Source organism: Brasilonema sennae CENA114, from assembly GCF_006968745.1.
In the GTDB taxonomy this organism is placed as follows: Bacteria; Cyanobacteriota; Cyanobacteriia; order Cyanobacteriales; family Nostocaceae; genus Brasilonema; species Brasilonema sennae.
This window is the reverse complement of the sequence record NZ_CP030118.1, coordinates 2845147-2871508: the sequence shown is the minus strand read 5'-3', so window position 1 is coordinate 2871508 and position 26362 is coordinate 2845147. Positions and strand designations below refer to the sequence as shown.

Below are 26362 nucleotides of genomic sequence, written 5' to 3'. Positions count from 1 at the left end.
ATTTAAAAATGAAATGATATTGAAGAAGAACTCAGTTGTCAGAACGCAGAATTCAGCAATCTTTTGGATCGGTGCAGCACCAAACCAATTGTAGACACCGCCATTAACTCTCGTTATTTAAACCCCTCTACTCATCACCCAGTCGTACAGAAGTTCATTCTGAGTTCTGAGTTCTGAGTTCTTTTTTGTTAAGGATTGATATCATTACGAAGAAATTGTTTTAGCTTATAATCTCCACAATTGTTTCATAAGTACCTTAAACCCAATAGACTTAAATAAAATACAAGCACGATGGTTAGCATTCAAAAATTCAAAAAACTAATTATTTGGGCACTAGTCGGTGTATTAACCAGTTGGATGGTTAGTTGTGGTACAGGCAATGTTGGTAATAGCACAAAACAAGCATCATCAGGAATCGCAAATGTTCAATTTTGGACTATGCAACTCCAACCCCAATTTACTGACTACTTTAAAAGCCTGATAACATCTTTTGAGTCAAAAAACCCTGGTATAAAAGTGAGTTGGGTTGACGTGCCTTGGACGGCAATGCAGAGCAAAATTTTAACAGCCGTTTCAGGAAAAACACCGCCTGATGTTGTGAACCTCAATCCAGATTTTGCCTCCCAACTTGCAGGAAGAAATGCCTGGTTAGATTTAGATGCAAAAGTCCCAAAACAAGTGCGTTCCTCCTATTTACCGAACATTTGGCAAGCAAGCACGCTCAATAACAAGAGTTTTGGGATTCCCTGGTACCTCACCACGCAACTAACCATTTATAACACTGATTTATTGAAACAGGCAGGTATCAATAAAGCACCTGCCACCTACGCGGAATTAGCGCAGGCTGCTCAACAAATTAAGGACAAAACTGGTAAATATGCCTTTTTTGTAACTTTCGTTCCCCAAGATGCTGCAGAGGTGTTAGAGTCCTTGGTACAAATGGGGGTGACTTTAGTGGATGCTGAAGGTAAAGCAGCATTTAACTCCCCACAAGGTAAAGCAGCGTTTCAGTATTGGGTAGACTTATACAAAAAAGGACTTATCCCCAAAGAAACATTGACACAAGGACATCGTCGTGCTGTTGATTTGTACCAAGCTGGAGAAACAGCGTTCTTGTTTTCTGGAGGAGAGTTTCTGGAGAACATTAATAAAAATGCGCCAGGTATAGCCAAAGTTTCGGCGATCGCACCACAAGTCACTGGTGAAACTGGCAAGAAAAATGTCGCTGTCATGAACGTTGTGATTCCTCGCGACAGCAAACAACCCGACGCCGCCCTCAAATTCGCCTTGTTCCTGACAAATGACGAGAACCAACTCAGTTTTGCCAAAGCCGCGAATGTTCTCCCATCCACAACGAAGTCCCTTGCTGATAGCTACTTCAAAGACGCACCTGCCAACGCTTCGACTTTAGATAAGGCGCGAGTGATGAGTGCGCAAGAACTGCAAAAGGCAGAGATATTAACTCCAGTGCTCAAGGATATAAAACTTTTGCAAAAAGCAATTTACGAGAACTTGCAAGCGGCTATGCTGGGTGAGAAGACTGTAGATAAAGCTGTGGAGGATGCAGCACAAGAGTGGAATAGCACGAGAACTTAAAAGTTATTACAATCTCGTTTCCAGGTTCCACCTGGAAATGCGCTTGGGGCTGCTCTGCCGCAAGTAATACAATAAACGAGTTTGACTCAGATCTTACACCTCGACTTTAGTACGCCTTGAACTTAAGTTCAAGGCTCATAGCCAAAGTCCGTTAAAACGGACTCAAAAACTTACCTAGTCCGTTTTAACGGACTTAAACTTTGAGCCAAGAAATTTATTTCTTGGCGGACGAGAATTATGGTTCAATATCTGAGCCTTTAACTCATATGCTCTTAAGCGCTAATATCGTTTCTGGTTGAATCTGAATCATTAAAAAACCGCACCAGGCGCACCAGAACGCAGAGGGAGTGTTGGATAAATAATTCCGGTACAAACGGATTTGATATAACAACATACTTTGCTTGTTCGCTGTTCCCTGTTCCCTATTCCCTGTATATAATTTCCCACCATTAACTATGAGCTACTTTCGTCCTGCTATTGATGCCATGACTGGCTACATTCCTGGTGAACAACCCAAACCAGGAACAAAAATTATCAAACTCAACACAAATGAAAATCCTTATCCGCCCTCCCCAAAAGCGATGGAGGTGCTGCACAATTTAGATGGTGAATGGCTACGACGCTACCCTGATCCATTTGCCAGAGAGTTTTGTCAAGCAGTGAGTGATGCGTTGGGAGTACCTGCAGATTGGATTATTGTAGGTAATGGGAGCGATGATGTGTTGAATGTGTTGGTGCGTTCCTGTGCGGAGGGGAGTGAGCGCAAAGTCCTGTATCCCATGCCAACCTACGTGCTGTATCGGACTTTATCAGCCATACAACCTGCGCAAGTGGTTGAAGTTCCTTACCCTGCCGATTTTCAGTTACCAATTAAGGAACTCATTGCGGCGAATGGAGCAATTACCTTTATTGCTTCTCCCAATAGTCCCTCTGGTCATGTGGTACCTTTAGATGATCTGCGGGAATTGGCACAGCAAGTGTCAGGAATTGTGGTGGTTGATGAAGCTTACACTGACTTTGCTGAGTATAGCGCGTTGCGCTTGGTGCAAGAATTCGAGAACGTGATTGTCTTACGTACTTTGTCCAAAGGGTATTCCTTGGCAGGGTTGCGGATGGGTTTTGGGGTGGCAAATCCAAAACTGCTGGCTGGCTTATTTAAGGTAAAAGATAGTTACAATATTGATGCGATCGCTATAGCTGTGGGTACAGCTGCAATGCGAGATCAGGCTTACAAGAATGCTTGTGCAGACAAAGTGAAAATCTCGCGGACGAAGCTAGCGCAAGATTTGAAGAATCTGGGATGGAAAGTGCTTGATTCTCAAGCTAACTTTGTTTTGGCAACTCCGACTGAGGGAAATGCAGAGTCTATTTACTTGGGGTTGAAAGAACGAGGAATTTTGGTGCGTTACTTTAAGCAACCTGGGTTAGAGGATAAGCTGCGGATTACGGTTGGGACGGATGAGCAAAATCAGATGTTGGTAGAAGCGTTAGTTAGCGTAAATAAATAAGTACAGGACTTACGCAAAATAATGAAAAAATGAACCGTATATACAAGGGAGCAGTGAGACAGCGCGAATAACAGCTTTGCCTCACTTGGCGACTGCAAACCCAAAGGTAGCAGTGGGAGCATCTTGCTCCCTACTTTACACACTGCCATCCCTTGAGCGCCCAGTATTGCTTATTTGAGATAACTTCCTTGTCGGTTACTTTAACAGTAGAAGGGGATGTTTTATTAGGAGTATTTTGCATTTTTTCCTTGTCTTGTTTATATTTCGTTGTTCTCAATATATCCAAGAACTCCCAATCCCCAACTCCACCCATTGATTTAATACTATCTCTATCTGCAGCAATATTATCCTCTCCTGCCTGATCGAATCAGTGAACAGTGAACACTAAACAGTGAGTCCAGTGCTGCAGGAGGGTTTCCCGACCTAGGCATCTGGCGTTCACCCTTCGGGTGAACAAGGGCTGGACGAGTCCCTTTCCTACCTGATAACTGATAACTGATAACTGGTAACTGTTAAACCCGACAGCGACCTAAGCATTTGTACTTCCTAAAAAATGCCCAACTAAATACAGCGAACCACACAAAATTACCAAATCATCCGTGGAGGCAAAAGCTGCCTCAAGGGCTGAGAATAATTCTGGGTAAGTATGACAAAAACTCAATTCTGGGCAGATACTTTGAGCCAGTTTTGCTAATTCCTCAGGATTGGCTGAACTATGATCAGGAACTGGCACTAAATATAATCGGTCATTTGGTTGCAGTAAAGCTTGGAATATCTCCCCATGCTCTTTTGTGGAAAGCATTCCCATCACCCAACTAACTGATTTCACATTCAGTGTGTTTACATAATCTCGCAAAACTTGGGCAGCTGCTGGATTATGAGCACCATCTAGCAACAATTTATGGTTTTTCCAAGTTGTCCATTGCATCCGCCCCAGCCATTTTGTATTTGCCATTCCTTGAACAATGGCTGATTCAGACATCTTCCAACCCTGCGTTTGTAAAATTTCTATAGCGGCTAGAGCCAAAGCTGAATTCGTTAACTGAATTTGTCCCTGTAACGGCAAAGGGTATTTAATTAAATTTGAATTTCTAAAGAGTGAACTTTGTGTTTGATACTCCGCCCATCCTGGAGAAAAAGCAGTGGAAGGTTGAGGCGCAATCACAGGACATTGCAATTCTGAAGCACGCGATCGCACAACTTCTTCTGCTTCCCTTGGCAATGGTCCCACAACAGCAGGACACCCAAGTTTAAGAATACCAGCTTTTTCTCTGGCAATATCAGCAACAGTAGGACCGAGAACCTGCCAATGTTCACGGCTGATTGAAGTGATAATAGTGACCAAAGGTTTTGAGCAGACGTTTGTTGCATCCAAGCGTCCTCCTAATCCAACTTCTACCACCGCCACATCTACTTTAGCTTGTGCAAAATATAACCAAGCTGCTGCAGTAATGACTTCAAATTGAGTTGGTGACTCTTCACCTTGGGGAACTGCTGCTTGCACCTGTAGTAACAACTGGCAAAATTCCTCTGAGGAAATCGGCTGTTCATTCAGACAAATACGTTCCGTCCAATCTACCAAATGAGGTGAAATGTAGCGTCCAGTGCGATAACCTTTTGAAGTGAGAATAGAACTCAGGTAAGCACAAACGGAACCTTTGCCATTAGTCCCAGCAACATGAATCACTCGAACTTGCTCATGAGGATTTCCAAGATTTGCCAGCAGCTTAACAATGCGTTCTAATCCAAGATGAACGCCAAAGTGTTGGAAGGGTTGAAGTAGGGAGTCGATATCCACAAAAGGTAGTCAGGTGAGTAGGTTAAATTTTTTACACAGTGAACAGTAAACAGTAAACAGTGAGCAGTGAACAAGGGGTGGACGAGTCCGTTTCCTACCTGATAACCCTTCGGGTGTGCGCAGAGCGCACGCCTTACGGCGAACGCCAGTCGCCTACGGAGGGAGACCCTCCTGTAGCGCTGGCTCACTGATAACTGTTAACTGACAACTGATAAACAAAACCGACTGCTTTATGAATCAAAACAGTCGGTTAAATATTTTGTGGTAATCAGTTGATTTTAAGCTTCTTCTCTATTCAAAAAGTTTTGCAATTGATTGAGAGCAGCAGCACCAATGTTAAAGAATGCCCAACCAGCAGCAATGAGAAGTGGTGCTAAAACAATGATCAAACGCATATCTGGAAGACTCATATCTACACCTCTCTGTTCTGTTATATATATGTTAAAGTTTTGTCAACTTTTCTCATTATTTATTTTGTACCTGAACCAGTCAACTTTGCCAAACAATACGTAAAGAATCTTTACAAAAACTAGGGGTGTAAGGGCAACGCCTAGAGCGCGAGCGCCGAACGGTGTGGGGGTGTAAGGGGAGCCAGTGCTTTAGGCGGGTTTCCCCACTTGAGGTACCTGGCGTTGTGGGAAAGACGAAAATCCTATGTCGAAGGGCTTCGCCTGCTCCCTGCTCCCTTCTCCCTGCTCCCTGCTCCCTGCTCCCTGCTCCCTGCTCCCTTCTCCCTTCTCTCTGCTCCCTTCTCCCTTCTCCCTGCTCCCTGCTCCCTTCTCCCTTCTCCCTTCTCCCTTCTCCCTACTCCCTTCTCCCTACTCCCTTCTCCCTACTCCTTCTTACTCGGGTGCCTCAAACCCAATATCCGTACCCTTGCCTGCATGAACCAACGCTAACTTTTTGTAACGTTCAGCATGTTCAATCAGTTCTGCTGCTTCCGCTTCGGAGATTTGGCGGACGACTTTGCCAGGAACACCCACAACCAGGGATAGAGGTGGTACATCTTTCGTAACGACTGCGCCAGCACCAATAATGCTACCACTACCCACTCGCACACCATCTAAAACAACTGCGCCAATTCCAATCAAGCTGCCGTGTTCAATGTAGGCAGAGTGTACAACAGCACGATGCCCGACAGTAACATGATCTTCTAACACCGTGGGTTTTCCAGGATCACCGTGTAATATTGCTCCATCCTGAATGTTTGTACATTCGCCAATTTCTATGGATTCCACATCTGCCCTAACAACTGCTCCGTACCAGATGCTCACCCCGGCTGCAATTTTGACTGAACCCATAACAATAGCGTTCGCTGCTATAAAGGCGGCTTGAGAAATATCAGGAGAAGACCAGTAGGAAGCGATAGACACGGTAGAATAGAGGTGTGGTACCCAGGAACACTGGAGGAACTCCAACCTTGGTAGGTTGCAAAACCAGGATATCACGGTGTAGAGCCTCGTGGCTCGCAAGGGCAGCAGCAAATCGGTGTCCAACAAGGTGGAGCAGAAGTGTAAAAGGAACCAACACGACTGGTGAAGACAAAAATATGTTTGTAAGCACTTCATGATGAATCCAGCCTTGCAGTACCCCATATTCGGTGCAGAAATTCAGTGTCCCCATTGCCGCCAAACAATCCCGGCTTTGACACTAACTGACACTTATTTATGCCCGCGTCACGGCGCGTTTGAAGCAAATCCCGAAACTGGGGAACTCATCCACCTACAATCAGGACGTCATTGGCGCAGATGGAATAGCGACTGGTATCGGCAACATACTCATCCCGATGGCATTAGGTTTGAAATTCATGAAGCACTAGACAAGCTTTATACCCAAGGCTATCGGGCGACACGAGTTATAATTGCTAGACGCTATCAAGAACTAATGAGTGGTTATCTAGAACGTAGCACTAACTGGCGTTCTGGACAGTCGGAGACAACTCCGGCACGACTTTATGGTTTACCTGTGGAGTTTAGCGCTGATTCTTTGGATGATCCTTGTTGGGATGTGATTAATTTCGATTTGGAAAAAGAACCTGGTGTACCAGTACGGTATCCCTATTTCCGATTATTTGAGTAATTGAGAGTTAGGCATTACACTCGTTTTGGAGGGTTTTGCTGCGCCCCGTAACTTAGGCTATTTTTGTTGAGCTTTGGCGTTGAGTCATTTGTTTTTTGTCCTTTGTGGTTTAGCAAAGGGCAAATGACAAATAACAAAGGAAAAAATTATGCATCACACTTCTATTCGTACCGGAAATATTCATCGGGCGATCGCCTTCTACGAACAGCTAGGGTTTACAGTCTGTGAACGCTTCACAACAGGCTATACTCTTGCATGCTGGATGGAAGGACTCAACGGCAGAATTGAACTGATCCAAATTCCTGAACCAAAACCTGCCCCAGATGCATTTGCAGATGAACACTACGTGGGGTACTATCATCTCTCGTTTGATTTAACTCAAATAACACCAGATTTATCTAGTTGGTTAACAAATTTAAAAGAACGTTTTTTAGTGTTATCAAAAAGTAATCCTGACCTGTTACAACCACTTAAAATCCTTTTAGAACCTACACAGCAGCAGATAGGTCAGAAAATTTATGAAGTAACTTTTCTTGCAGATACTGATAATTTGCCTTTAGAATTCATCCGCGTATTAGCAACACTGTCCTAGTTGAACTTCTAATTTTTTATCTGTACAATACTACTTTGCTCGTTCTGTAGTCTTGTTGAGATCACAGACTAGTCAGAAAAGTCAGATTAATATATTCAAGAAAAATAAAAATTTTGTAACAACCTTTACAGACAATATAGTAAAATTTATGTCTGTGTTGCCGAAAGTGCATCGATACCGTTTTCGTTTACTACTGTTAACTCTTTCGCTAATGACAGTGTTGTTGCTTGGAGATGGATTTTTTGATACCCAGATAACAACTTCTTCCTCATCGTTAGATTCACAAAAAATAACAGTTTCTCAAAAAAAAGAGCGTATTTCATTGACTGAGCATGTTCAAAAAACACTGTTGGACAATGGTCTAACTGTCTTGAGTAGGGAAATTCACTCCAGCCCGGTAGTGAGTGTACAAGTATGGTACAAGGTGGGATCACGTAACGAAGAACCTGGATTGAATGGTATTGCCCACCAATTAGAGCACATGATGTTTAAAGGCACAAAAAATCGCCCAATTCAATTTGGGCGGTTGTTGAGTGCTTTGGGCAGTGACTCAAATGCTTTCACAAGTTATGACCAAACGGCATACTACAATACAGCAGAACGCGATAAGCTCACGGCTTTACTAACGCTAGAAGCAGACAGAATGGAAAATGCTCGGATTGATCCGACAGAATTGCAGAGCGAAAAGCGAGTTGTAATTTCTGAGTTGCAAGGTTACGAAAATAGTCCTGACTACCGCTTAAACCGCGCTGTTATGAAGGCTGCGTTTTCCAACCATGCTTACGGGTTACCGATTGGTGGGACTCAAGCTGATGTCCAAAGGTTTGATTTAGAGCAGGTGCAGAAATACTACCGCAATTTCTACAGTCCTGACAATGCTGTTTTGGTGATTGTTGGAGATTTCCAAACTGAACCAACTCTTGAAGCGGTTAAAGAGATTTTTGGGAAAATACCTAAGAATCAGAACTCAGAAGTGAGCCAGCGCGGTCTTGGGGGTTTCCCCCATGAGCGACTGGCGAACCCCGAAGGGGTCAGAACTCAGAACTCAGGAGTTTTACAACCGACGCTTAAGATTTCACAATCTAAACCAATTGTTTTAAAAGAACCAGGATCAGGATTGTTGCTGCAAGCTGTGTATCCGTTACCAAATGCAAAGAGTCCAGATGTAGCAGCGTTGGATCTGATGGATCGGATTTTAACAGATGGACGGAACTCTCGCCTGGAACAAGCATTGGTGGAATCAGGTTTAGCAAGTGATGTTTCAGCTTCTGTGGTTAACTTGATGGAATTAGGCTGGTATGAGTTGTTAGTCACAGCAGATCCTGAGCAAAATGTAAAAAAAATTGATTCGGTTTTAAAAAGTGCGATCGCCAAACTGACAAAAAAAGGAGTCACAGCAGAAGAACTCAATCGCGCCAAGATGAAGTTAGAAGCATCTGTTGTTTTAACTAACCGTGATATTACTAGTCTGGGATTGCAATTGGGTAATGATGAGACAACTACTGGTGATTATCGTTATACAGACCGTTACTTGGCGGCTGTTCGTCAAGTAACCGTACAAGATGTACAGCGTGTAGCAAATAAATATCTGAAACAAGAAGCACGTACAGTGGGCTTTTTTAAGCCGACTCGTTTAAAAACAAAGGGGAATGATCACAAAGCAACTTCCAAACACAATACAGAAAATTTTGCACATGGTGCATCTGTAACCACAGAGGAAGTGACAAAGTACTTACCACCAGTAGATTTGGCTAGTGTTGCTACAAGCCATACATTACCAGAACAATTCACTTTATCTAATGGTTTACGAGTATTGCTTGTGCCCGATAAGAGCACTCCTACAGTCACTCTGTCTGGCTACATCAAAGCTGGTAAGGAATTTGACACAGAAGAAAAAGCAGGGTTGGCGTCTCTTGTCGCCGAGAATTTAATCAATGGGACGAAAACAAAAGATGTTTTGACTGTTGCGAAAACTTTAGAAGATCGAGGCGCAAATCTTGAGTTTGAAACGTACCGAGAAGGTGTGCGAATTGAAGGCGATAGTTTGGCAGCAGACTTAAGCGTTCTGATTCAAACTTTAGCAGATGTTGTCAGAAATGCTAATTTTCCTATAAAAGAGTTAGAACTGAGTCGAAAACAAGCATTAACAGCCCTGAAGCATGAATTAGATGATCCTTCAGAAGTCGCACAAAGAACATTTGTACAATCAGTTTACCCAAAACAACATCCCTTACATGTCTTCCCTACAGAGGAAAGTTTACGACGGGTTAGCCGTAAGGATGTGATTGAATTTAGAAAAAAACATTATCGTCCCGATACAACGGTGCTAGCACTGGTAGGAGATTTTGCTCCAGAAAAAATCCAAAAACTGATAAACTTAGAGTTTGGTAACTGGAAAGCAAAGGGTTCACCACCGACATTAAAGTATCCAACGGTATCAATGCCCGAAAAAGTTATCAACCTTAACCCAGTAGTTCCAGGTAAAGCTCAAGCTATTACCTATATGGGTAACACAGGTATTAACCGCAAAGACTCCCGTTTTTACGCAGCCTTGGTGTTGAATCAGATTTTAGGTGGCGATACTTTATCAAGTCGGCTGGGAGCACAAGTGCGCGATCGCCAAGGACTCACCTACGGAATTTATAGTAGTTTCGTTACTGGAAACGATTCTGGAACGTTCATGATTGAGATGCAAACCAGTCCAGAAGATACCCGTCAGGCGATCGCCAGTACCCGTGAACTGCTCAAAGAAATTCATCAAAAAGGTGTTACTGAACGGGAAGTAGAAACAGCTAAACAGATCTTGATTAGCAACTACATTGTATCCCTGGCAAATCCAGAGGAATTGATCGGCAAAATTTTGATGAATCAGGTATACGGACTAGATAAAGAGGAACTGCACAATTTTACTGCAAAAATTCAAGCAGTTAAGTTTGAACAAGTTAATCAAGCGGCTCGTGAGTTACTTTATCCAGATAAAATTGTTGTAGTCACAGCCGGACCTGATGTTTCCACGCAAGGCAGTATAAGTCAATAACCTCACCAAAAGGGGTGTAAGGGGGTAAGGGTATAAGGGTGTAAGGGGAAACCCTCCTATGCACTCCGGACACGCTGCGCGAACAGTACTAGCTCACGCCACATGCACGCCACTTGCTACAACGGGGGGAACCCGACAGCCAGTCGCCACAACGGTCAAAGCTCGCCGCTTGGGTTGCTTCCCCCGGCAGACTTTGGGGGAACCCCAACGCCAGATCCCTCTGTCGGGAAACCCTCTCCGAAGTTGCCACAACGCGGGGAACCCGCGCAAGGCACTTCTCTCTGCAGGACTGGCTCCGCAAGGCGCTGCTCTCCGCAACGCAGTGGCTCCTCAACGCGCTTAACCCGCGCACGGTGAGACAGCACGGCGCAGGAGGGTCTCCAACGCCAGATACCTGGCTGTCGGGAAACCCTCCCGCAGTACTGGCTCCTCCGTAGGCGACTGCGTAAGCGCAAGCGCACGAATCGAGCGTTCGCGCAGCGTCTCCGTAGGAGATACGCGTAAGCGTGTCCCTTTGGGACTTACAAAGTAGCGTCTGTGCAGGAGATACCCGAAGGGCAGTGGCTCTCCTACACCCCTACACCCTTACACCCCTACACCCCTTCTGAGTCATAAGTCATAAATCATTCAAATTAAAATTTTTATTTGTTTAAACTTTTGTTAAAAATCTTATGATAGATGAAAAGCTTGTTGAACAAATGCAACAAGTCTCGTTCATCCTTTTATGTCAGACACCAGGACGCTACTCATCATTGATGATTGTGCAGAGGATCGAAGAATCTATCGGCGATACCTTTTAAAAGATCCTCATCAGTCTTATCAGATTTTGGAAGCAGACTCTGCAAAGGACGCACTTGCCTTGTGCCAAAAAATACTGTGCGATGTTATTCTGCTGGATTTTAACCTACCTGATATGACTGGATTAGAAATCCTTGATCATCTCACACAGCAAATATCTGACACAAATGCACCCGTAATTATGCTGACAGGCCAAGGTGATGAAGCGGTCGCTGTACAAGCTATGAAAAAGGGTGTTCAAGATTACTTGGTCAAGCAACATCTTAAACCGGATGTGTTGCAGTTAGCAGTCCGCAATGTGATTCAGCACTCCCAGTTGCAAAGCGTACTCACCAAAACCAAGGAAAGACAGCGCCTCATTATCCAACAAGCAGAGTTGCTTGCTCAAACTCAAGCAGCTCTTATAAACGAGCAAAAACTTAACGCATTTAAATCCCAAATCATTGCAACAGTTTCTTACGAGTATCGAACTCCGTTATCTTCTATTCTGACAGCAGCATCCACCCTCAAGCAATATGGCGAGAAGCTAGATGAGTGTAAACAACAAAAGTTTCTACAAATTATTGAACACAAAGCTCGCTACATGGCTAAACTAGTCGATGACTTGCTTGTGTTTAACCAGTTTGAATTAAACAAAGCGCAGTTTAAGCCACAACCACTCAACTTGTACCACTTTTTTTCTGGCTTGATAGAAGAGCAGCAGGAAAAATTAAGCGATAGCCATCATTTCGTTTATGAGATAAGTGGAAATTACAAAGGCTTCTGGGGTGATGGACGACTTTTGCGGCAAATCTTTGTCAACTTAATGTCCAATGCGATTAAATTCTCCCCAGATGGGGGTAGTATACAGTTCCATCTAATTGGGGGTGAATCACAAGTTATCTTTGACATCAAAGACGAAGGTATTGGTATACCAATAAGAGAACAAAAAAATTTATTTCAACCTTTTTGTCGTGGGAGTAACGTTGACGCAATTCCTGGAACAGGCTTAGGTCTTGCTATTGCGAAAATTTGCGTAGAGTTACATGGCGGTGATATTACTTTAGAAAGTCAGATGGGAAAAGGAACGAGGGTTATAGTAACTTTACCGAAGCGATCCTCAATTTAACTGGAAGTTAGGCGTATTAATATAGTGACATCTCCTACACTCCTGCTCAAAAGTGAGTGTTGGCTTCCAAGACAATCCGGCGATAGGTTAGCTGCAGCATAGCGGCAGATCGCGAAGGTAGACTGTTGGCTTTATTATGGTAGAGTCGATGTCAGGTAGTCGGGTAAGGTTCGAGCGTCACCGCTCTCCCCTCCCCTAAGAACGCAGCATGAGACTTTCGCACTCACTGCGCTCAAGCCTTACTTCAAGCGAGTTGACTTGGATTTTGTGTGTACCTGCTTATGACACGCTTTGTGTAGATGCTGAAGGTTTTTTACGTCATCAAGTCCACCTTGAGCAACAGGTACGATGTGATGGGTTTCTATTTCCTCTCCATTGAATAATGGTTCACCACAGGTACATTTCCAGTCTTGGTTTTGAGCGATTTTATAATTCCGAGAGTTTTTCTCCCAGTAGCTCTTACCATATTTTTGGTGGCGTTTTTCCCAATATTCTTTGAGTGAGGGGTCATCCGGTGATGCTTCCCCCTTGACCTTTACATGGCGTTCGATGGGCGTGTACGCTATCGGGTATAGGATTAAATCCTTTTGTTTGCCTCGGCGGTCGCTAGTAGATGTAGCGAACGTCCATTTCTTGCGATTTCTGGTCTGAAAGTAACGTTTCCGTACCCATTTTGTGTTCTTGTTGGGATGGCGACGTTTAGCCCAACGCCAGAGGTATTGCCATATTCTACTTTTGACATATTCAAAGGTTTCTTTACTAACCACACCTCTGTAATAATTAGCAAAACCTCGGAGAATTGGGTTCAGTCTTTTGATGACTACCTCTTGTTCACATCCGTTCATTGCTTTTATTTCTTGACCGATTCGTTTACAAAAGTCTAAGACTTTCTTTTTCGAGGGTTTGATAAGCAGTTTGCCATTATAATGGCGGTGATTGAAGCCGAGGAAGTCAAAACCATCTGCCATTGACGTTATGAACGTTTTCTCCGTACTGAGATTCAAACCTCTTTCTGACAGCCATTGCTGAATCTGGATTTGGGCATTTTCGAGGCTTCCTTTGTCTCTAGCTGTGACTATAAAATCATCAGCGTACCTAACCACTCCAAGTTTTGGATTGGTGGATTTTATAAAGGTTTCTAATCCATGCAATCCGATATTGGCTAGGAGCGGGGAGCAAACCCCTCCTTGTGGTGTACCCGTTTCTGTCGGGCTGTATATCCCTTCAAAGATAAATCCAGCTTTTAACCATCCTTTGATTAGGTTTTTGTTTGGGAAATTACCTAGTTGTCTAAGGATAGATTCATGGGCAATATTGTCGAAGAATCCTTGAATATCAGCTTCTAAAACCCAGTTATTTCTAGCATTTGGACTTGCATTTAATCTTATCCAATTTTGTGCTATGGCATCATGACAGCTTCTACCGCACCTGAATCCATAGGAGTTTGGTTCAAATACGGCTTCCCATTCGGGTTCTAGTGAATTGACTATTATTGCCTGTTCGATTCTGTCGCGCACGGTTGGGATTCCGAGCGGTCGTTTCTTACCGTTGGCTTTGGGGATCATTACCCGTTTTGTAGGATCTTGATTTCCTCCACTCCAGTTGTTTACCAGCTTCACTCGCTGCTTTGGGGTATTGATTATTTCTTTGTCAATTCCTGCCGTTGCTTTACCCTTATTGGTCTGAGTGATTTTCCGAACAGAGAGTAATAGGTTGGCGTAGCTTCTTTGCATTAACTTTTGGAGGTTTCTCAACTTCCGCCAGTTACCAAGTTTTCTCGCGAGAAAGATTCTTTGACGCAGATTCCTAACCGCTTTGTTGATTTTTCGCCAGTTGATTTGGCTCCAATCTTCTAGTGGTTTTCTTAGTCCGTTTGTTGTACCGAGGTACGACATCTAACTTGTCCTTGAATTAAGTTTCTTTGTGAGTTTCTCTTTCTCATAAGACCCAGAGTAAGTCTGCTATTCCTTTCGGTCAGGGGCAAAGTTTGAACCCCTATCTCGTTCATTACAAACGGGCTTTTGCTTTTTACTCCATCCTTTACCCTCCAGAGGATTCTGCTTTCCTTGCGGTTAGCTTACTATTGGTATCGACATCCTATAGACTCTATGGGGTTTACCTTGTTGTTTCGCTTAGTGTATATTCTCCTTTAGATGTTGACTTTCCTGCGGTGGGAGTTATATTCACACGATTTATAGAGCATAAAACCATAAATCTACCCACTTACCTTTTGGTTGGAACCTGTCAGCCTGATTTGGCTCCCTGTGCGATGACGCAGTTTAAACATCAATTTACTTTTGTTCATCTTGGGAGAACTCCCTCTTGCTCCTTACCACTTTGGGCTAGTAGTTAAGGTTACGTTTGTGGTCTGCATTCCGCCTGTTTCGTTACCTACTTGGGCGTGACCGGACTCCGGAAAGTCTTTTACATTAGGGTAGAGAGTGTGAATTCTCTAGGAGAGTCGGCTCTCCGTTCTAAACGACCTTTCAAGTCGCGCTTATGCCTCGCCCCTCTCTGTTAGAACCGGACGTGCGCTTTTCAGTGCATCCGGCTCCCGATATTCTTAAGGGATAACCCTTTTGCTCATGTGGATATAATCGTGACAGGATTCGTGTACAGCAATCAGATTCTTGGTTTTCCAATTGTTGTGGTTCCCGTCTGCGTGGTGCAAATGTACTCGTTCTTCGCTTGTACATTTTAAGCCACAATATCCACATGTATGGTTTTGCTTTTTAAGAGCTTTAGAGGTTTCCCCATCATAGAACTTACTATTACGTTCGCTCCAGTATGTTAAATCTCCGTCGTAGGGTGATTTATTCCCTTTGACATTGATGTGGGCATTTTCGGAGTAAGAGACTTTAGGAAAAGCTTTTTCTAGCAATTTCTTGCTAGAGTGGCGATTCTGTTTAGCTTCTTTGTTGAATACCTTTATTGTTCTGCTTTGAATGTGATACAGGGAGAACCGTGACCCGTCCATTTTGCAGAATTTGTGGTAATTTCTCCATCCTCTAACTATTGGTGCTAGCTTTTCGGCTTTTACCTTAGAACCATAATTCGAGTTGTTAACGATAGCTTTTACCTTCTGACGAAATTTCAAGAAATTCTCCGCTGAGGGAGTACTTCTAAATTTTCCGTTACTTTGCACTTTAAAATGCCAGCCAAGGAAGTCAAATCCATCTGTCGCGGCGGTTATCTTTGTCTTTTTCTCACTTACTTTCATTCCTCTTTGGGCTAGAAATTGGCTAATTCTTTCAAGTATCTCGTTCGCATCGTCTGAGGGTCGAAGTATTATTAACATGTCATCCGCATAACGGATTGATGGTTCTATTATGCCCCTCGTTCCTTTGTACTGGTGAATACTTTCAATTCCATTTAAGGCGATGTTTGCTAATAAAGGACTCACTACGCCACCTTGGGGGGTTCCTTGTTCCGGAAAGCCAGGGTTAGTTCCTGCTTTTAGGCAGCGGTATATTCCTGTCTGTATGCCTTTGGGGGCTATAAGGTTTTCCATTATGGCGTTGTGTGAGATCCTGTCGTTCGCGCAGCGTGTCCCCTTGGGACTCAGCACTTCTCGATATCGAGTTCTATAACTCTTTTATCTTTTCCCTTGCAAGTGTCGCGTAGGTTGTTGAATAGATATCTTTGGGCATCATGTGCCGAGCGACCTGTTCTGAACCCGTAACTTCTCGCATGGAATGTTGCTTCGTGTGCTGGTTCTATTACATATTTTGCTAGGCATTGCCAAGCCCTATCCGCAATAGTTGGAATTTTTAGCATTCTAGTACTACCGTCCTTTTTGGGAATGGGAATACTGCGTAACTTTTGGTGTTTCCAATTGTTACTGGATGCTTTTAGCAGTTCTTCTAATTCAAAACGTTCCTTAAATGTAAGAGACTTTTTGCCGTCGATTCCTGCTGTTTTCTTCCCAGCATTTAGCTGTGATACTTGACGGATTGCCAATAATCTAGCCGCAGTGGATTTCAGAATAAGTTTTTGAAGTGACATTGCTTTACGCTTGTTTCCTTCTCGAACTGCTTTGAATACTCTCTTTTGTAGGCGAAATACGTCTCGGCGAAATTTCTTCCACGGTAACGTCTTCCAAGATTCGCTATAGTTGTCTATGCGTCCAATCATGCTCTGACTCCAAAAAGTATTTTCTGAATACCTTGCGAAAATTACTTCGCATCCTACCCGAATCAAAAGGGTTCCGTATCTCGTCTTACCTACCTGGGGTTCGACCGCCCCAGGACTTTTGATTCGTTTTTATTCGTTCCCTTAGATGATTGTTGTGTTCCGTTAGGTGTAGCCAATTTAACCATCAGAAACCCTGGATTCATGCTGCTATTAAGCCGACAATGCAGCGGGTTTTAGCTCTGATAAAGTCAAGGTTTTTAGGTTATGCCTTGCTTCAAACTAGGTCACTTTTTTAGGCTCAGTTTCACCATTGGAACTCCCTGTTAGCACCAGTGTCAGCCCATAACAGCCGTCTGATTGTGCCCTGTTCCTCGCTTCACTCTACAAGAATCGAGCTTGTTCGGTGGAGGCAGATAAGGAGTCACGCTTGAATCTGGCGGGTAGGACTTTCACCTACATCGATCTAAGAGTTCAACCTCAGTAGTCGTCTACATTGGTTGGTTAGTGTATGTACGGGCTGGCTACCGTGATTCCACTAACAACGAATCGCACCGGCTTTGTTTGCTACTATAGCCACCTATTTAAGTTATTGCTTTACATTATGATCACGGACTTTTTTGAGTTCTTGCTTGATGATAGCTTTTCTACCATCATCAGTTGCGAGTTCCAAGGCTTTGAGGTAGTTAGCCTCTGACTTGTCGTATTTTTTCTCTAGACTGTAGAAATAACCCAAAAGTATGTAATCATCGCTGGTTGCTTGTCCTGAAGATTTCAGTGCTTGAAGTTTTTCGATTGCAACGTCATTCGTAACATTATTAAGTTCAGGACGAGTACTTACTTAAATGAACTCTGAGAAGGACTGGTATTGCCTTGTGGACTTAAAATTGGACATGCCCACGCATTATCCTTACATTCGGGCTTCGGTTCTTGAATCGGTCTAAGAACTCTCTGTCTGCTTTCTGAAGAACTGGTATCGCCTTGTGGACTTAAAATTGGACATGTCCACGCATTATCCTTACATTCGGGCTTCGATTTTCTAGGAAACGCAGTAGCTGGACTCAAAATACGAAGTTATGCTTTGTTTGGTTCGGATAATGGTCAACCCGGTGGTACTAATCCTTATCAAGGTGACACTAGTATTAATGAATATCGAGCGCTGCTCTGCATTAATAAAGAGACAGTCGCTCCGGCACCAGCAAGTCTGCCGCCATCTAGTGTAAGACCTGGTGGTGCGACTAAAGGCTCTTGGTCTGGCGGTACAGTGTTGGTGATTCCCAATATCCAAGGGAAGCAATTAACGTCTGTTGCAGTTGCAGACAAGATGTGCGAAAAGGCAGGACAAATTACTCGCGGTATTTCTGGATATCGTATGGCAGAATTCCATGATGGTACTGATCCTAACGCTGGATGGAGTTTCTGGGCAGAAGGCGAGGACGAGATAAACGGTTTTGTTCCTAACCGCTTTTGGGTTCGCATTAATGACCAACCTGCGAATCCTTGGGGTAATTAACATTAAATAAGTCGGCGCAAAAAATTAAAGGTTTGTAGTAAGCGCTTACTACAAACGAATTTTCAAACTTTACTTTTCTTTACATAGCCCCTGCGTGATTGAATTATCAAACAGGTATGTCGATTTGATTGAGTCAGGGTTTGATCTGTTAATATCACCGCCCTGTATCCCTGGCATAAAAGTCTATCGCCTACCGTGCGTGAATTTATTAACCTGGCAGTTGATCGATTTCAGCATGGACTAGCAAAATTGATCGAAAAAATGAAACACCCGAGTTATTGAGTGGATACCTTTTTTTGAATGTCTTGTTTGATAAGTTCAAGGTCAGTATAAGAGTCAGCAACCCTAATCAGACTTTCATTAGTCATACAACCCAAACCAACAACTTCCACTTTAACTCCTCGGTAGGTAATGTTATCTACAGCATAAGCAAGGTCGCCATCTCCACTCAACAGAACTAAAGTGTCGCAGTACCTTGCTAAGGTCATCATATCGACAGCAATCTCTACATCCAAATCCGCTTTTTTAGAGCCATTAGGGAGCACAATGAGTTCTTTACTCACTACACGATAGCCATTGCGACTCATCCACATCAAAAAACCTTGCTGTTTATCATTCGTGTAATCAACACCTGTATAAAAGTAAGCCCTAAGCAGTTGACGCTTTTTTGTTAGGTAGCGCAGCAGTTTAGTGTAATCAATTTCAAGATTGAGGTGCATAGCTGAGTAAAACAAGTTTGCACCATCAATAAAAATGGCAATGCGCTGGTCTAGCTTCTTGTCTGGATTGTTTTTCTCGCACGGTTGTAAGGTATTTGCGCTTACAGTATTTGGTTTTTCAAATGCAGAAAGCTGTGTCATATTCAACAGTGGCTCAGGCTCCAACTTTAAGCGTCGCTGGTTATTATGCTGAGGTCGTGGAAGTAGCTGCATGGAAATATGACTCCGAGCGTGCGTGATTTTTTTTAAAGATAGCGGTGAAAATTATTCGATTCATGAATGAATAGATAGAGAAAACTGACAAATTAATATTTTCTTTATTTTCTACTATGGTTTGTCTTGCAAATCATCTAATTACGTACAATTCTTTACTTTTTGTAATCTTTATTCTAACAAAAGATAAAAAACTAAAAGATTGACCGAAAATCTGTGAAGTTGATAGTAGCTTTGGTAGTGCGTCGTTCACTGCGCCCACACACATAATCGTTGGGTAAATCCCGCTCAAACAAAGCCACCGTCTAGAATTGACGTCCTGCTTGAATCCACGCTTCGGGAGCATGCTCGGGTGCTTGTTTAAAACTCTGACAAGAAACCTGACACACAAGTGCGCCCAATTTTGCTCTTTGGGCAATATTGAGTAAGCTTAGTGAAGGGGTTGAACTTGTGTAAAACTGCAAGACTGCCACGAGCAATCGTCGTGCCCACCTAGGTTGCCTGTGGCGATCGCTATAGTTTTCTTGACAAAAAAATTAGGCGATGGATGCCCTCTGTTGCTGTCGCATTGTCCATCCTCGCCCAGTTTTACATACTTTTGTGAAAAGCCCAGTGAAGCAGAAATTATACTTAAATACTAGACTTGTGTGGCGTTGTATTAGTTTTATGGAGTAGAGGCTTATGTTTGGATTGGGATGGACGGAAGTAGGTGTCATTGTTTTGGTCGCTGTCGTGATTTTTGGACCAAAAAAAATTCCGGAGTTAGGCAGCGCACTGGGGAAAACTCTGCGGGGTTTTAAGGAGGAACTGAAAAATCCCAGTGAGGATACTAATCCGGAAGAAGAAAAACAATAGTCCTTTGTCGTTTGTCGTTTATTTTTCGTAATGACAAATGAACGGCACTCACTTCAAGTCGGGAAACCCGAATCAAGTGCTGCCTGATTCGGACTATAACAGCGTGTTGACGACAGTTGATTTCACCCCAACTTGAGAATCTATGGTAGACGGGTTAGTTTGTTGGAGTATGTCGTCTTTGACGACTCCACGTGCTGTAATTAAGGCAATAGCACGGCTAATGCTTTCTGGCAAAATGACCACTAGACTGTTATCTGGAGCCATGTCCAATGCTCTGTTAACGGCTTCTGTTTCGCTCAGAATTTTTTGATGCTGGTAGTTGGGGTTAACTTGCTTGATACCTTGAACAATTAAATCAGCAGCGCTACCGCGTGCCCGTCCCCTAGTATCGTCATCTTCTTTGACGATGATAGAGTCAAAAATTTCCGCTGCTAGTTTGCCAAGCATAACGAAATCTTCGTCGCGGCGATCGCCAGGTCCGCCAACAACTCCAATCCGTTTGCCAGAAATCCAATTGCGGACGAAAGCACCCAACGCTTGATAACTAGCTGGGTTGTGGGCATAATCTACCAAAGCGTGATAATTCCCCAAATTAAACAAATTCATTCGTCCGGGTGTTTGACTCACCGAAGCGCGAAAGGTATTTAAGCCAGCACGAATTTGTTCTATGGTGACATTTTGTACGAACGCTGCCAAAGAAGCTGCTAAAGCATTGGCAATCATAAACGGCGCACGTCCACCCATTGTCAGGGGTATATTTTCTGCCCGTTCAATCCGGTGCGTCCAATCACCTTTTAAGATTGACAGATAGCCATTTTCATAGACTGCGGCTACTCCTCCCTTTTGAATGTGCTTTCGCACCAATTCCGATTCCGGATTCATAGTGAAGTAGGCAATATTGGCTTTTGTTTTTTCTGCCATAGCAGCAACTCTGTGATCATCAGCGTTGAGGACTGCATAACCGTCAGGAAACACAGCTTCAGCAACCACACTCTTGAGATGCGCCAACTGGTCAATAGTATCAATATCGCCTATGCCCAGGTGGTCAGAGGCAACGTTTAATATCACGCCCACGTTAGCATTTTCAAAAGCCAGTCCAGACCGAAGAATACCACCACGAGCAGTTTCGAGTACCGCCACTTCCACTGTTGGATCTTGCAGGATGAGTTGGGCACTTTGGGGACCTGTATTGTCTCCTGACTCTACCAAGTAATCCCCGATATATGTCCCATCCGTAGTTGTATAACCTATGACTTTGTTAGTTTGCTTAAAAATGTGTGCCAACAGCCGAGTCGTGGTGGTTTTGCCGTTGGTGCCCGTTACAGCAAGAATGGGTATGTGAGTGATTTTATCCGCTGGGAACAGCATATCTATGACTGCTCCTCCGACATTACGAGAAATCCCTTGACTTGGAGCAACATGCATCCGGAATCCGGGAGCGGCATTAACTTCTACAATCACACCATCCACTTCTCGCAAGGGACGGCTAATATCCGCTGTGACAATATCAATTCCTGCAATATCCAAACCGATAACTTTCACTATCCGTTGTGCCAGCCAAATATTTTCTGGATGAATTTCATCTGTACGGTCTATGGCAATGCCCCCTGTACTCAAGTTTGCCGTTGCCCGCAGATAGCAAATTTCGTTCTTAGGTAACACGCTATTAAGAGTGAAACCTTGTTTTTCCAGGAGTTGGTAGCTGGTGCGATCGAGTTCAATTTTGGTGAGGACATTATCATGTCCGTCACCACGGTTTGGATCTTTGTTAGTTTCTTCAATCAGTTCAAAGACAGTAGATTTGCCATTGCCCACCACATGAGCGGGCACACGTTCAGCAACTGCCACAACTTTGCCATCCACCACTAATACCCTGTGATCTCGCCCAGTGTAATACCGCTCAACAATAATTGCTCGGGAAACCTGTCTAGCAGAATCGTAGGCAGCTTCGGCTTCTTCCCTGGAAGTGATATTAATGGAGATACCACGTCCGTGATTGCCATCTAAAGGTTTGATGACAATAGGGTAGCCGCCAACGTATTCTATGGCTTCTAGTAAATCATCCAAGAAGTTGATCACGGTACCTCTTGGTACTGGGACTCCAGCGTTGGCAAGAACGCGTTTGGTGGCTTCTTTATCGCAGGCGAGTTCTACTCCCAAGATGCTGGTATGATCTGTCATCGTCGCTTGTACTCGCTTTTGATTCACGCCGTAGCCCAACTGAATCAAAAAGCGTGCGCCGAGCTGCATCCAAGGAATGCCTCTTTTTTCTGCTTCTTTGACAAGTGTATCCGTACTCGGTCCTAAAGCCGCGTCACGCCATAAGTCTTTGAGGTCTTGCAAATCTTGCTCTAACTCTGCCTTTGGATAACGACCTCGATCAACTATACTTTGGCATAGCCGCACTGCTGCTCTGCCAGCGTAGCGTCCCGCTTCCTCGTTCAGATATTCGAGCACTACCTGGTATACTCCCGATGTTGATGTTTCTCGGGTCCGACCAAAGCCTACGTTCATTCCAGTCAAATCTTGCAATTCTAGGGCTACGTGTTCCACAACATGACCCATCATGGTGCCTTCGCGCACTCGCATCAAAAAACCACCACGACAGCCCGGTGAGCAAAAATGACCTTCCAGACTCGGCAGTGCCTCCACTAATCCTTCATAGAAGCCGGGAATTTCATTTGTGGGCGTCTCGGCAAGGTTTTCTAAATCGAGGCGCATGATAATTAGCTTGTGGCGTCGAATGCTCCAATAGTTGGGGCCGCGTAAGGTCTGGATCTTGAGGATTCTCATGGGAAATAGGTAGATGGAGATTCGGAACCAATGTTCTAGTTTCTTACTGGAATTGACCGCTTAACTGTTCATAGTAAACAGTTTTTTCTTCTTACATCGTATTATTCTCATTTTTTTGGCTGCAAGCAACCTAAAATCTAGCGGTCAATTCAGTGTTCGTTTCGATTACCAATGTAACATCAGCTACTCATATCGTCAGCTGGAGACACGGTACACAGCAGGTAATACTGTACGCTGATACATGTGATAACGATCACCATGACTGAGAAGATGCAGTCGTAGATTATGGATGTTTAACGGTTCAGTTGCTCCCACATGTGGCTCATTCGTGTGAGTTACCTCAGTTGGATCTACAATCGTAACACTACCTTTTCCTAGGACTTGTAGCCAACCATCCCGCTCGAACATGGCACATGTATCTTCATCAATCCCAATCCCTAGGCGATCTGGATGAGCTGCAAGCGCGCTCATCAACCGCACCATACGATTGCGATTGTGGAAGTGTTGATCTACTATCACCTCTGGGATCAATGCTAAACCTGTAGCCATATCCACTAGGGAGCGATTTGGCGATTCGCCGCTACCACCCCCTGCGATCATGTGATGCCCCATCACAGCTGCTCCTGCACTCGTCCCAGCTACGGTGAGTTGTCCAGATCTAACGCGTTGCCGGATAATATCCATTGCTGGTGTATCTGACAAAACCCCACACAGACGCAATTGATCTCCGCCTGTCAAAAATACTCCTGTACAGTTTTCTAGAGATGCTTGGATGTAAGAATCTTTACACTGATCACGTTCTCGAATATCTAAGATTTCGACTTTCTTAGCACCCATTTCTTCAAAAATACGAATATATCTACCACCTATGATGCTTGGTTCGCGGGAGGCAGACGGGATAATTGTAATGTGGCCATTGCCGGCACCAGACCGACTGACAAATGTTCGCAAAATTTCGCGTCCATGTACTTTGTCTTCTGCGCCTCCGATGACCATAACGGCGGTTTTGGTTGCTTGGGGTGTCCTCATTTCCAGCGATTTGACTTTTAATTGCGGCATTGTGTTTGTTCTCCGTCAACAACTTCAGGTCAATTAAACAAAGTAGCTTTCGCCTGATTCTTTTTATGCTTTGCCTCTTATGGAGGAGAGTGCTTCATGTACAAAATGCCTCAGCTTGTGGAACATCCTTTGCCATTCCTTTTGGGTTTGTTCTTTCACATTCGCTCCCAATAGGGTATGGTGTAACGGCGGATGGCTTTGCGCCTCTGGATCTGCTGTACGGGCGCAAGGAATTGTGCCCGTACTGGTGTAAGGTAAGAAGGTGATTTGAACACCTGTGTCCATGAAGATTTGGTTTTAGTCTTGTGAATTTGTTCATGAAGAAAAACAACGAGATTCTTTTTTTCATACCCTGAGTTCATATCTCTCGGGTTCTCTACGTCATACCACCAACACTTCCCAGCGTGGAGGAACAAAAGCAGATCTTGACGCACTTTTTGGTGAGGCAAGCTACATGCATCGGAAGAAGTTGTTAACTCGGTTCAGTTTAATAATTTAAATGTAGATGTGACAATATTTAAACATAAATTAAGTAATTAGAAAAACTTGTGTTGACACGGAAAACCCAATATTTCCGGTACTTTGAGACACAATTGATGATGTTGATTTGTCTTGTCGGACAACATCGTTTTCAAATCATCCAATTTTAGATTAGTGTCCTCCAATACGAAATACTGTGCGCTTTGATATAGTTACGCTGTTTCCTGACTGTTTTACCTCAGTTCTCACAACCGGGCTAATAGGTAAGGCTCTAGCAAAGCAGATTGCCCAAGTGCATCTGATTAATCCACGGGACTTTACCACTGATAAGCACCGGAAAGTTGATGATGAACCTTACGGCGGTGGTGTCGGGATGCTGATGAAGCCAGAACCTATCTTTGCTGCTGTAGAGTCCCTGCCAGCTTTACATCGACGAGAGGTTATTATGATGAGTCCTCAAGGTCAAACCATGAATCAGCCACTGTTACGAGAATTGGCGACAAATTATGACCAATTGGTAGTAATTTGTGGTCATTATGAAGGAGTAGATGAGCGGGTACTCCATTTAGTTGACCGCGAGGTCTCTTTAGGCGATTTTATTCTGACTGGTGGAGAAATTCCAGCAATGGCATTAATGAATGGTGTTGTACGCCTTTTACCAGGAACAGTCGGTAAAGTCGAGTCCCTAACGGCGGAAAGCTTTGAAGAGGGATTGTTGGACTATCCCCAGTATACCCGTCCTGCGGTGTTTCGTGGCTGGAAAGTTCCTGAGGTCTTGCTTTCTGGCAATCATGCTGCAATTTATAAGTGGCGCTATGAACAACAAATCACCAGAACACGCCTGCGCCGCCCTGATTTGTTAAAAAGTTGGGAACACAAGCACAGCGAGCACCAGGAGTAGCACAGAAATTATAACTCCCAATCCTCGCTTCTTTTTCTACCAAACTCTTGACTTGTGAGTACTAACTAATGACTAATGACTAATGAACGGCACATGCTAACTCCTGCGGAGACGCTCTTGCAACAAGTCGGGAAACCCGACGGCACTACCTTCTCCCAAGGGGAGACGCCAAAGGCGAACAAGTCGGCATAGCCGCCCAACGGTGTGCCTCCCCAAGGCAGTGCCTCCTAATGACTAATGACTAATGACTAATGATTAAAAAATGAATATTCGTATTGGTAACGGCTACGATATCCACCGCTTGGTGAGTGATCGCCCTCTAATTTTAGGCGGAGTCCATATACCCCACTCTCTGGGTTTGCTAGGACACAGCGATGCTGATGTTCTGACACACGCGATTATGGATGCTATGCTGGGGGCGCTTTCTTTGGGGGACATTGGACATTATTTTCCTCCCTCAGACCCCCAATGGGCAGGAGCAGATAGTTTGGTACTGTTGAGTAAAGTTCATCAACTGGTTCGCCAACACGGTTGGCAAATAGGTAATGTTGACTCAGTGGTTGTGGCGGAACGCCCGAAATTGAAACCCCATATTGAGAAGATGCGGCAAACAATAGCACAAGTTTTGCAAGTACAGCCGAATCAAGTTGGTGTCAAAGCGACTACCAACGAAAAACTTGGTCCTACTGGACGCGAGGAAGGTATTTGTGCGTACGCTGTTGTCTTGCTTGAGAAGTTGGAAGATTCTGCTTGCTGAATAAATTTGAACAAGACTGGGTATACTCACATCTTGCACCTAACCGAACAAACCCGTAAAAGGCAAATAAGGAGTACAAAAATATAACAGAAGATGAATCAATAATTTAAGTACATAAGAGTGATAAAGAAACTTAAAGTAGCCGTAATTTTACATAAAAAGCTTCCAAAAATACAAGATGTAGGGATGACTATTTGCGTCATCCTGTAGTGCGATCGCCTACGGCGAGCGCGGAGCGCCAGCGCTAACTTTAATTTCAAAAACGGAATTTGCTTTGATAGCAGAAAATATGAGAGAAAGGGCGTGAAATATCGAATTTTTTATAGCAAGAACAATGCTTACCTACGCCCAAAAGCTAGTATACAATCTCAAAGAGTTAATGCCGACGCAATACCAAAAAGATAATCTTGATGCAATGCTGGGAT

At 43.9% G+C, this 26362-nt stretch carries 20 protein-coding genes and 1 pseudogene; 11 read left to right on the top strand and 10 right to left on the bottom strand.

Annotation, left to right across the window (positions count from 1 at the left end; translation table 11 throughout):
• Positions 1–291: 291 nt before the first annotated feature.
• Both DP114_RS12265 and hisC read left to right on the top strand, forming a co-directional pair.
• Positions 292–1596, top strand: a complete 1305-nt coding sequence (locus tag DP114_RS12265; RefSeq protein WP_171976199.1) for an ABC transporter substrate-binding protein — start codon at positions 292–294, stop codon at positions 1594–1596.
• 455 nt (positions 1597–2051) lie between these two features.
• Positions 2052–3104, top strand: a complete 1053-nt coding sequence (gene hisC / locus DP114_RS12260) for a histidinol-phosphate transaminase (protein WP_171976198.1) — start codon at positions 2052–2054, stop codon at positions 3102–3104.
• Between the two features lie 529 nt (positions 3105–3633).
• Here hisC and DP114_RS12255 read toward each other — a convergent pair.
• The 3 genes from DP114_RS12255 to DP114_RS12245 all read right to left on the bottom strand — a co-directional run bounded on the left by DP114_RS12255 (position 3634) and on the right by DP114_RS12245 (position 6275).
• Entirely contained in the window at positions 3634–4902 is a 1269-nt protein-coding gene (locus DP114_RS12255; protein WP_172195203.1) for a bifunctional folylpolyglutamate synthase/dihydrofolate synthase, read from the bottom strand.
• 278 nt (positions 4903–5180) lie between these two features.
• The gene (locus tag DP114_RS12250; RefSeq protein ID WP_169268918.1) at positions 5181–5312 is read right to left on the bottom strand and encodes a photosystem II protein Y; all 132 of its coding nucleotides are present in this window, start codon (positions 5310–5312) and stop codon (positions 5181–5183) included.
• A 432-nt stretch (positions 5313–5744) separates the two neighbouring features.
• Positions 5745–6275, bottom strand: a complete 531-nt coding sequence (locus tag DP114_RS12245; RefSeq protein WP_171976196.1) for a gamma carbonic anhydrase family protein — start codon at positions 6273–6275, stop codon at positions 5745–5747.
• A 196-nt stretch (positions 6276–6471) separates the two neighbouring features.
• On the opposite strand from DP114_RS12245, the gene DP114_RS12240 reads away from it, so the two are divergent.
• The 5 genes from DP114_RS12240 to DP114_RS12220 all read left to right on the top strand — a co-directional run bounded on the left by DP114_RS12240 (position 6472) and on the right by DP114_RS12220 (position 12516).
• A complete protein-coding gene (locus DP114_RS12240; protein WP_441293686.1) occupies positions 6472–6981 on the top strand; it encodes a TIGR02652 family protein in 510 nt (169 codons plus the stop codon).
• A gap of 148 nt (positions 6982–7129) precedes the next feature.
• Positions 7130–7573, top strand: coding sequence for a VOC family protein (locus DP114_RS12235; RefSeq protein ID WP_169268915.1), 444 nt, complete (start codon positions 7130–7132; stop codon positions 7571–7573).
• Positions 7574–7721: 148 nt separating this feature from the next.
• A complete protein-coding gene (locus DP114_RS12230) occupies positions 7722–10610 on the top strand; it encodes a M16 family metallopeptidase (protein ID WP_172195201.1) in 2889 nt (962 codons plus the stop codon).
• A gap of 58 nt (positions 10611–10668) precedes the next feature.
• Positions 10669–10953 carry a hypothetical protein gene (locus DP114_RS12225; protein ID WP_171976194.1) on the top strand — a complete coding sequence of 95 codons (285 nt, stop codon included), beginning with the start codon at positions 10669–10671 and terminating at the stop codon, positions 10951–10953.
• A 381-nt stretch (positions 10954–11334) separates the two neighbouring features.
• The gene (locus DP114_RS12220; RefSeq protein WP_169268982.1) at positions 11335–12516 is read left to right on the top strand and encodes a hybrid sensor histidine kinase/response regulator; all 1182 of its coding nucleotides are present in this window, start codon (positions 11335–11337) and stop codon (positions 12514–12516) included.
• A 239-nt stretch (positions 12517–12755) separates the two neighbouring features.
• Here the strand turns inward: DP114_RS12220 and ltrA are convergent, their stop codons facing one another.
• The 3 genes and pseudogenes from ltrA to DP114_RS12205 all read right to left on the bottom strand — a co-directional run bounded on the left by ltrA (position 12756) and on the right by DP114_RS12205 (position 17383).
• Positions 12756–14411, bottom strand: coding sequence for a group II intron reverse transcriptase/maturase (gene ltrA, locus DP114_RS12215; protein ID WP_169264597.1), 1656 nt, complete (start codon positions 14409–14411; stop codon positions 12756–12758).
• Between the two features lie 668 nt (positions 14412–15079).
• Positions 15080–16650, bottom strand: a pseudogene (locus DP114_RS12210) (group II intron reverse transcriptase/maturase).
• A gap of 586 nt (positions 16651–17236) precedes the next feature.
• Positions 17237–17383 carry a hypothetical protein gene (locus DP114_RS12205; RefSeq protein ID WP_169264596.1) on the bottom strand — a complete coding sequence of 49 codons (147 nt, stop codon included), beginning with the start codon at positions 17381–17383 and terminating at the stop codon, positions 17237–17239.
• Positions 17384–17728: 345 nt separating this feature from the next.
• Here DP114_RS12205 and DP114_RS12200 point away from each other — a divergent pair, with 345 nt between their 5' ends.
• A complete protein-coding gene (locus DP114_RS12200; RefSeq protein ID WP_169264595.1) occupies positions 17729–18160 on the top strand; it encodes a hypothetical protein in 432 nt (143 codons plus the stop codon).
• Positions 18161–18435: 275 nt separating this feature from the next.
• Here the strand turns inward: DP114_RS12200 and DP114_RS12195 are convergent, their stop codons facing one another.
• Positions 18436–19092 (bottom strand): LabA-like NYN domain-containing protein, encoded by a 657-nt coding sequence (locus tag DP114_RS12195; RefSeq protein ID WP_171976193.1) that lies wholly within the window; start codon positions 19090–19092, stop codon positions 18436–18438.
• 681 nt (positions 19093–19773) lie between these two features.
• On the opposite strand from DP114_RS12195, the gene tatA reads away from it, so the two are divergent.
• Positions 19774–19947 carry a twin-arginine translocase TatA/TatE family subunit gene (gene tatA / locus DP114_RS12190; protein ID WP_169264593.1) on the top strand — a complete coding sequence of 58 codons (174 nt, stop codon included), beginning with the start codon at positions 19774–19776 and terminating at the stop codon, positions 19945–19947.
• Between the two features lie 93 nt (positions 19948–20040).
• On the opposite strand, the gene cphA is transcribed toward tatA, so the two are convergent.
• The 3 genes from cphA to DP114_RS12175 all read right to left on the bottom strand — a co-directional run bounded on the left by cphA (position 20041) and on the right by DP114_RS12175 (position 24084).
• Positions 20041–22740 carry a cyanophycin synthetase gene (gene cphA / locus DP114_RS12185; protein ID WP_171976192.1) on the bottom strand — a complete coding sequence of 900 codons (2700 nt, stop codon included), beginning with the start codon at positions 22738–22740 and terminating at the stop codon, positions 20041–20043.
• A gap of 195 nt (positions 22741–22935) precedes the next feature.
• Positions 22936–23799, bottom strand: coding sequence for a cyanophycinase (locus DP114_RS12180; RefSeq protein WP_169264591.1), 864 nt, complete (start codon positions 23797–23799; stop codon positions 22936–22938).
• Positions 23800–23862: 63 nt separating this feature from the next.
• Positions 23863–24084, bottom strand: a complete 222-nt coding sequence (locus DP114_RS12175; RefSeq protein WP_169264590.1) for a hypothetical protein — start codon at positions 24082–24084, stop codon at positions 23863–23865.
• A 391-nt stretch (positions 24085–24475) separates the two neighbouring features.
• On the opposite strand from DP114_RS12175, the gene trmD reads away from it, so the two are divergent.
• On the top strand, positions 24476–25180 hold the full coding sequence (gene trmD / locus DP114_RS12170; protein ID WP_169264589.1) for a tRNA (guanosine(37)-N1)-methyltransferase TrmD: 705 nt from the start codon (positions 24476–24478) through the stop codon (positions 25178–25180).
• Between the two features lie 262 nt (positions 25181–25442).
• Entirely contained in the window at positions 25443–25937 is a 495-nt protein-coding gene (gene ispF, locus DP114_RS12165) for a 2-C-methyl-D-erythritol 2,4-cyclodiphosphate synthase (RefSeq protein WP_169264588.1), read from the top strand.
• Positions 25938–26362 lie beyond the last annotated feature (425 nt).